The organism is Nonomuraea rhizosphaerae (assembly GCF_019396405.1).
Classification (GTDB): Bacteria; Actinomycetota; Actinomycetes; order Streptosporangiales; family Streptosporangiaceae; genus Nonomuraea; species Nonomuraea rhizosphaerae.
In genome coordinates, this window is record NZ_JAHKRL010000136.1 from 1 (window position 1) to 7115 (window position 7115).

9 protein-coding genes are annotated in these 7115 nt (G+C 70.2%); 7 read left to right on the plus strand and 2 right to left on the minus strand.

All coding sequences use genetic code 11. The features are described 5' to 3' along the window. Positions 1–49: 49 nt before the first annotated feature. Both KME77_RS06735 and KME77_RS06740 read left to right on the plus strand, forming a co-directional pair. Entirely contained in the window at positions 50–925 is an 876-nt protein-coding gene (locus KME77_RS06735) for a carbohydrate ABC transporter permease (RefSeq protein ID WP_219463019.1), read from the plus strand. After that, positions 925–1812 carry a carbohydrate ABC transporter permease gene (locus KME77_RS06740; protein WP_246609297.1) on the plus strand — a complete coding sequence of 296 codons (888 nt, stop codon included), beginning with the start codon at positions 925–927 and terminating at the stop codon, positions 1810–1812. Before KME77_RS06735 ends, KME77_RS06740 begins: the two co-directional genes overlap by 1 nt. Positions 1813–2142: 330 nt before the next feature. Here the strand turns inward: KME77_RS06740 and KME77_RS06745 are convergent, their stop codons facing one another. Beyond that, entirely contained in the window at positions 2143–2853 is a 711-nt protein-coding gene (locus tag KME77_RS06745) for a class I SAM-dependent methyltransferase (protein ID WP_308250588.1), read from the minus strand. Between the two features lie 150 nt (positions 2854–3003). On the opposite strand from KME77_RS06745, the gene KME77_RS06750 reads away from it, so the two are divergent. Continuing rightward, positions 3004–3543, plus strand: a complete 540-nt coding sequence (locus tag KME77_RS06750; protein WP_219463023.1) for an RNA polymerase sigma factor — start codon at positions 3004–3006, stop codon at positions 3541–3543. Beyond that, positions 3530–4390, plus strand: a complete 861-nt coding sequence (locus KME77_RS06755; RefSeq protein ID WP_219463025.1) for a hypothetical protein — start codon at positions 3530–3532, stop codon at positions 4388–4390. The genes KME77_RS06750 and KME77_RS06755 overlap by 14 nt, the downstream gene beginning before the upstream one ends. Here the strand turns inward: KME77_RS06755 and KME77_RS06760 are convergent. Then, entirely contained in the window at positions 4379–5404 is a 1026-nt protein-coding gene (locus KME77_RS06760) for an adenosine deaminase (RefSeq protein ID WP_219463026.1), read from the minus strand. The two genes, KME77_RS06755 and KME77_RS06760, sit on opposite strands and share 12 nt — an antisense overlap. 62 nt (positions 5405–5466) lie before the next feature. Here KME77_RS06760 and KME77_RS06765 point away from each other — a divergent pair, with 62 nt between their 5' ends. From KME77_RS06765 to KME77_RS06775, 3 genes are all read left to right on the plus strand, one after another. Then, the gene (locus KME77_RS06765) at positions 5467–5967 is read left to right on the plus strand and encodes a SigE family RNA polymerase sigma factor (protein WP_219463028.1); all 501 of its coding nucleotides are present in this window, start codon (positions 5467–5469) and stop codon (positions 5965–5967) included. A 22-nt stretch (positions 5968–5989) separates the two neighbouring features. Further along, a complete protein-coding gene (locus tag KME77_RS06770) occupies positions 5990–6886 on the plus strand; it encodes a PASTA domain-containing protein (RefSeq protein ID WP_219463031.1) in 897 nt (298 codons plus the stop codon). Between the two features lie 30 nt (positions 6887–6916). Then, a partial coding sequence (locus KME77_RS06775; RefSeq protein WP_219463033.1) for a hypothetical protein occupies positions 6917–7115 on the plus strand: 199 nt, incomplete at its 3' end.

The window sequence follows — 7115 nt, forward strand, 5'->3', positions numbered from 1 at the left end:
GCGGGGCGGGCCCCCCGGGCGCCGGCCGCGCTTTCACGGAAGGTTCCCCATGAGAAGGTTTGAGCCCCTCGCCTGGGTGGGGCCCGCCGTCGTCCTGATCGCGCTGGTCGTGCTCTGGCCGGTGTACGAGATGATCCGCTCGTCGTTCCTGAAGATCAGCCGGTTCGGCGTCGTCCAGGGCGGAAACGGCTTCGCCAACTACGACAAGCTGTTCGCCGAGAAGGACTTCGCGGACATCATGGTCCGCAGCGTCGTCTGGGTGGTCGCGGTCGTCGCGCTCACCGTGCTGATCTCGCTGGCCCTGGCCCAGCTGTTCAACCAGCGCTTCCCCGGCCGCAAGGTCGCCCGCTGGGCGCTGATCGCGCCGTGGGCGGCATCGGTCCTGATGACGGCGATCATCTTCAAGTGGATGCTCGACCCCGAGGTCGGCGTCATCAACCAGATCAGGCTCAAGCTCGGCCTGATCGATGCGATGGGCGGCGCCTCGGCCGACCAGCTCGGCGACGCCTCGACGGCGATGCCGTGGCTGATCTTCGTGGCCGTGTTCGTGTCGGTGCCGTTCACGACGTACGCGCTGCTGGCCGGACTGGCGACCATCCCCGCGGACGTCTACGAGGCGGCCAAGATGGACGGCGCCACCCGGATGCGGACCTACTGGTCGATCACCCTGCCGCTGCTGCGGCCCGCGCTCACCGTGGCCGCGCTGATCAACGTGATGAACGTCTTCAACAGCTTCCCGATCATCTGGGCGATGACCCACGGGCAGCCGGGCTACTCGACGGCCACCTCGACGATCCTCATGTTCATCCTCAAGGGCTCCAACATCGGCGAGTCGGCCGCCATGTCGGTCGTGAACTTCGGCATGGTGATCATCCTGACCGCCATCTTCCTGAAGGTCTCACGCTGGAACAAGGAGGTGGCGTGATGGCAGTCAGAACGGCGCCGAGAGTGGCCCCGCACCACCACCACGCCAAGCCGCGCGTGCGCTCCCCGCGCCGCATGCCCAAGCTCAAGACCGTGATCATCGCGGGCAGCGCGTACGTGATCGCGTTCGTCTTCCTGTTCCCGTACCTGGTGATGCTGCTGACGTCGCTGCGGCCACAGGACTCGCTGCGCGACGCGACGCTGTTCCCGACGGAGTGGCAGTGGTCGAACCTGACCAACTTCTGGGCCAGCGGCCTGGCCGGCAACCTCATGGTCACGCTCAAGGTGGCGGCCGGCTCGACGATCCTGGTGCTGCTGGTGGCGCTGCCGGCCGCGTACTACTCGGCCCGGCACAACTTCCGGGGCCGGACCGCGTTCCTGATCCTGGTGCTGATCACCCAGATGTTCCAGCCGACCGCCATGCTGGTCGGCATCTACCGGGAGTTCTTCCAGTTCGGGCTGGTGGACTCGATCTGGTCGCTGATCCTGGTCAACGGCGGGTTCAACCTGGCGTTCGCGGTGTGGATCCTGAACGCGTACTTCTCCTCGATCCCGCGTGAGCTGGAGGAGGCGGCGTTCATCGACGGCAACGGGCGCTTCGGGGCGCTGTTCCGGATCACGCTGCCGCTGGCCATGCCCGGGGTGATCACCGCGCTGATCTTCACGTTCATCGCGGCCTGGAACGAGTTCGTGGTGGCCCTGACGCTGACGACCACGCCGGAGAACCAGCCGCTGACGGTGGCGCTGAACTCGTTCATCGGCCAGTACCAGGTGGACTGGCAGAACCTCTTCGCGGGGTCGGTGATCGCCACCATTCCGGTGATCATCCTGTTCGCCCTGATCGAGCGGAAGGTGGTGGGCGGACTCACCGCGGGCTCGATCAAATGACCTGAAAGACCATCCTCCGCCCGAGCGTCTCCTCCACCACGCCCGGGCACCCCTCAGCCGCCCCCACTCCCACCGTGGTGGCGGCTGAGGCTTTTCCGGGCCTTTTTACATGCGGCTTCTGTACGGCAGGCCGCCCCCACCGCCACCCGCCGCCCAGGGCTGAGGGCCTCCAGGAACACGGCCGCTGACCGGACGGTGGCCGGGCGCCGTCACGCGCGAATTCTCAGCCGTTCGATCGGCCCCTGGGCACCCGAGCACCGGGGGAGCGTCCTGCTCCCCTCCCTCTCCTGAAGTCCCCAGCCGTCTACGACGGGAAAGTCGCCGACGGACCTACTGAGGCACCCGAGCGACGCAGAAAACCGTCTGCCCGAACGGCGGCCGGATGAAGCGCTCGATCAGCCGGGTCATCGGCACCACGGTCCGGTCGTAGATCTTGACCAGCTTCGGGTCCGGGTAGCCCACGCCACCCCGCCGCACGGCCGCCCACCAGGCGATGCCGCCCAGGAAGTTGATCGGCTTGAGCACCTCGGCCTCCAGCCCCGCCTTGGCGACCGTGGCGCCCAGGGTCTTGGGGGTGTACCGCTGCACGTGCCCGACCTTCTTGTCGAAGTCGCCGTAGAGCTGCATGTATCCCGGCACCCAGATGATGATCCGCCCACCCGGGAGCGTGACGCGGGCCAGCGAGCGCAGCGCCTCGGCGTCCTCCTCGATGTGCTCCAGGACGTTCATCAACACGACCGTGTCGACCTTGTCCTCCAGCGGGATGTCGGTCGGCAGCCCGAACTGCAGCACGTCGATGTCGTCGCGCCCCTCGAACCGCTTGCCGAGCTGCTCGACGCAGTAGGGGTCGAAGTCGCTCACCACGAGCCGGTCGAGCCGCGGCAGGAACTGCTCGGCGAAGTGCCCCAGCCCGGAGCCGATCTCCAGCATCGAGCGGCCGACATGCGGGGCGACCATGTCGAACTCGTACTGCCGATAGTTCTTGGCCTCGTCCCCACCGAGGTGGTTCTCCAGGGCCTCGTCACCGGCCGCCGGTTGCACTACACGGTCATACCCAGAAGACATAGTCCCGTTCCTTCTCAGGGCACATGGATTTGCCCGAGTCTAGTGCCCGATCAGCGCCGGCCATCACCCGAAGCGTGAAACGCCCTTCCCCGAACCCCCTCGAATGCGATGAAATCTGACTCGTCCATGGACGATGACGAGGCGATCGGCCGCTCGCTCGCCGGTGACCTTGCCGCCTACGAGGCGCTGGTCGCCCGCTACAGCGCGCTCGCGCACCGCACCGCCGCCATGCTCGGCGCGGGCGACGAGGCCGAGGACGTGGTGCAGGAGGCGTTCGTCAAGGCGTTCCGGCACCTGGCGACCTTCCGCAGGGGCTCGCCGTTCCGGCCGTGGCTGCTGCGGATCGTGGCCAACGAGACGCACAACCTGACCCGCTCGCGTGGGCGCCGGTCCGATCTCGCCGTACGGCTCAGCGCCACCGCCGACCTGCGGGCCCCCGACGACCCCGAGGGCGCGGCCGTCGCCCAGGACCGGCGCGCGCGGCTGCTGGAGGCGGTCCGCAACCTGCCCGAGCGGGAACGCCAGGCTGTCGTCTGCCGGTACTTCTTACAACTGTCCGAGGCGGAGACCGCCCAGGTGCTCGACTGGCCGCTCGGCACCGTGAAGTCCAGCACCCATCGTGGCCTGGCGAGGCTGAGGGAGGAGGTGGGCAGTGAGCTCGCATGACGACCCGTCCGGCGACAACCCGTCCGGCGACGCCTCCGACGGCACTTTCGACGACGCTTTCGACGGCACTTTTGACGACATCGCCGCCGAGCTCACGGCCCTCGCCGGTTTCCTCGACGCCCCGAACCCGCCGCCCGCGGACGTGGCGGCGGCCGTACGCGCCCGCCTGGAGCCCGGCCGTCCCACCACCGACGCCCCCGATCCCGAGGCAACGCGGCACACACCCGCTCCGGCACCGGTACGGCGTACGCCGGCGCGTCTTCTACGGCGGCGAAGGTGGCAGGTCGTCACGGCCATCGTCCTGGTCGTCATCGCGATCACCGCCGCCACCCCTCAGGGCCGCGCCGCCGTCGCCACGATCCTGCGCCTGGCGGGCATCGAGATCACCCTCGGCGCCACCACCCCCACGCCGATCGCCACCCCGACCCCCCTCCCCGGCGAGCGCGTCGTGGCCCTGGAGAGCCTGGCCGGCCAGGTCGGGTTCCCGATCAAGGTCCCGGCCGAGCTGGGCGACCCCCAGTACGCCACGGTGAGCGACAACGGCCGCGTGGCGTCGATGTTCTGGCCGGGCGGCATCCGCCTGGACCAGTTCGACGGCTCGCTCAGCCCGTACTTCTTCAAGAAGGTCGGCCCGCCCTGGCCCGAGGAGATCACGGTCGCCGGCGTCACCGGCTGGTGGCTCGGCGGCGAGCACCCGCTCGGCTACATCACCCGCGACGACGACACGGCAGTACCGCTGCGCCAGGCGAAACCCACCCTCATCTGGCAGTCCGGCGCCCTCTGCTACCGCCTGGAGGGGGCGGGCGGCAAGGAGCGGGCCGTCCAGGTGGCGAACTCACTCCGGTGAGACCAGCCAGTCGTCGATCTCGCGCGACAGCTCCTTGCGCACCGCCTCGGGCGCCGCGGAGGCCCTGATCGACTGCCGGGCCAGCTCGGCGACCTCCGCGTCGTCGAAGCCGTACACCTCGCGCGCCAGCTCGTACTGGCGCAACAGCCGCGACCCGAACAGCAGCGGGTCGTCGGACCCCAGCGCGATCGGCACCCCCGCCTCGAACAGCCGCCGCAGCGGCACGTCGGCGATCCGCTCGGCGACCCCGAGCCCGACGTTCGAGGTGGGGCAGACCTCGCAGCAGATCTGCCGGTCGGCCAGGCGCTCCATCAGCCACTGGTCCTCCGCCGCGCGCACCCCGTGGCCGACGCGGTCGGCGTCGAGGTCGTCCACGCACTGCGCGACGCTGCGCGGCCCGAGCAGCTCGCCCCCATGGGGCACGGCCAGCAGCCCCGCCCGCTTGGCGATGCGGAAGGCCCGCTCGAACTCTCTGGCCGCGCCGCGCCGCTCGTCGTTGGACAGGCCGAAGCCGACCACGCCCCTGCCGACGTACTGGGCGGCGAGCCTGGCCAGCGTGTTGGCGTCGAGCGGATGCCGGGTGCGGTTGGCCGCCACGACCACCGCCACCCCGACGCCGGCGACCGCGGCCGCCTTGGCGGCGGCGTCCAGGACCAGCTCCAGCGTCGCCGTCAGCCCGCCGAACCGCTGCGCGTAACCCGACGGGTCCACCTGGATCTCCAGCCACCGCGACCCGGCCGCCGCCTCGTCCTCGGCCGTCTCGCGCAGCAGCCGGTAGACGTGCTCCGGGCGGCTCAGCACCGACCTGGCGATGTCGTACAGTCGCTGGAACCTGAACCAGCCACGCTCGTCGGTCGCCCGCAGCTTGGGCGGCCAGTCCTGCTCCAGCGCGTCGGGCAGATGCAGACCCTGCTCCCGGGCCAGCTCGATAAGCGTCGAATGCCGCATCGATCCGGTGAAGTGCAGATGCAGATGGGCCTTGGGCAGCAGGTCAAGCGGGCGTGGCATTTCCATATCTTGCCACTCAACCTGTCCGCCGGTTCGCGCGTTGGGAGGGGCGAAAGGGGACCCCGCTCATGACAGATGAAGACGAAGCGGCGTTCGACGAGTTCCTCGCCGCCCGCGCCACCTCGCTGTTGCGCACCGCGATCCTGGTCTGCGGAGCCACCCACCACGACGCCGAGGACCTCGTGCAACACGCCCTGGAGAAGGTCTACCGGCACTGGCCAAGGATCCGGCACGACAACCCGGAGGCGTACGCGCGGAAGGTCGTCGTCAACGCGGCGATCAGCCGGGCCCGCCGCCGGCGCGTTGTGCGGGAGATCACGTTCGCCAGGCCGCCGGACACCGCCGCCGACTCCCCGGACCTCGACCTGCGCGACACGCTCATCACCGAGCTGCGCAGGCTGCCGCCCAAGATGCGGGCCGTGATCGTCCTGCGCTACTGGGAGGACCAGTCGGAGCAGGACACCGCGTCGCTGCTGGGCTGCTCGCCCGGCACGGTGAAGAGCCAGGCGGCGCGGGGGCTCGCCAGGATCCGCGAACGCATGACCGTCGCAGAAGAAGCGATCCGATGAAGGTCGCGGAAGGAGCGATCCGATGAAGGTTGAAGACGCCGTCGCCGAGGCGATGAGCGCGCACGTCGCCGGCGTTCAGGCGCCGCCCGGGCTGGGCAGGGAGGTGCGGCGCCGGCACCGTTCGCGGGTGGTCAGGGTCCGTACGATCGGCGCCGCGCTGGCCACGGCGGCCGTGGCGGTGGCCGTCCCGTTCGCCCTGGGCACGGGGGAGCCGGCGAGCACGCGGCATGTCGCCAACGCCCCGGACCGGGCCGTGATGGACCTGGTCACCGTGCCCGACGTGACCGGCAAGTCCAACGCCGAGGCGATTGAGATCCTTAAGCGGGCCGGGCTGACCGTCAAGGAGCCCAGGATCGCCGAGAACATCGTGACCCAGCAGCAGCCCGCCGTCGGCCGGCAGGTCGGCAAGGGGACGGAGGTCCAGCTCACGTCGCTGCCCAAGGCCGTCGAGCCGCAGGACCTCGGCGACCTCGGGGACGGCCGGACGTTCGGCGGGATCCACCTCGGATACCTGCCCGAAGGGCTCGTATGGGGCGAATGGTCGGGCAAGGACGGCTTCGGCAAGAAGAGCTACACCACCTCGTTCGACGAGCCCGGACAGGAGGACGGCCACTACTCGGTCCAGGTCGTCGTGTACGAGGGCGACGCGAGCGAGCGGATCGCCGAGAGGCTGGCCAGGTATGACGACGGCAGCGGCGTCGACAAGGTGGACATCGACGGCAGGCCCGCCTACCTCGGGTACTTCACCGACGGCGGCGAGACCGCCGGAGAGGGCGACACCGGCGCGACCGCCACGATCGGCTGGACGCTGCGCGACGGGCTGGCCGTCGAGGTGTTCCTGAGCCCCGACTACGCCAAGAAGGCCGACGTGAGCGCCGAGCTCGAGAAGATCGCCGAAGGTATCGAAATCGCGAGGTAGCCGCCCCGCCCGGCCGGGGATCTACCGTGCATGACGCCTGAGAGCGGCGCAGAGGGCGGGCAGGCGCGGCGCGCGTCGCTGGCGCTGCTCGCGCTGGGGATCACCGCCGCGACCATCTACGGGCTGTTCTCCTCGGGGTTCGGGCGCCTGCACCGCACCACGGCGCAGGCGCCCGTCCCGGTGCAGGCGGCGGGGGGCGCGCCCCCTCCGCCGGCCCGGAGGGTGGGGG

Excerpts from the sequence above, each read along its gene's own strand:
- KME77_RS06735 (WP_219463019.1), top strand. The coding sequence starts at position 50 with ATGAGAAGGTTTGAGCCCCTCGCCTGGGTGGGGCCCGCCGTCGTCCTG.
- KME77_RS06760 (WP_219463026.1), bottom strand. The coding sequence starts at position 5,404 with ATGGAAATGCCACGCCCGCTTGACCTGCTGCCCAAGGCCCATCTGCAT.
- KME77_RS06740 (WP_246609297.1), top strand. The coding sequence starts at position 925 with ATGGCAGTCAGAACGGCGCCGAGAGTGGCCCCGCACCACCACCACGCC.
- KME77_RS06765 (WP_219463028.1), top strand. The coding sequence starts at position 5,467 with ATGACAGATGAAGACGAAGCGGCGTTCGACGAGTTCCTCGCCGCCCGC.
- KME77_RS06770 (WP_219463031.1), top strand. The coding sequence starts at position 5,990 with ATGAAGGTTGAAGACGCCGTCGCCGAGGCGATGAGCGCGCACGTCGCC.
- KME77_RS06750 (WP_219463023.1), top strand. The coding sequence starts at position 3,004 with ATGGACGATGACGAGGCGATCGGCCGCTCGCTCGCCGGTGACCTTGCC.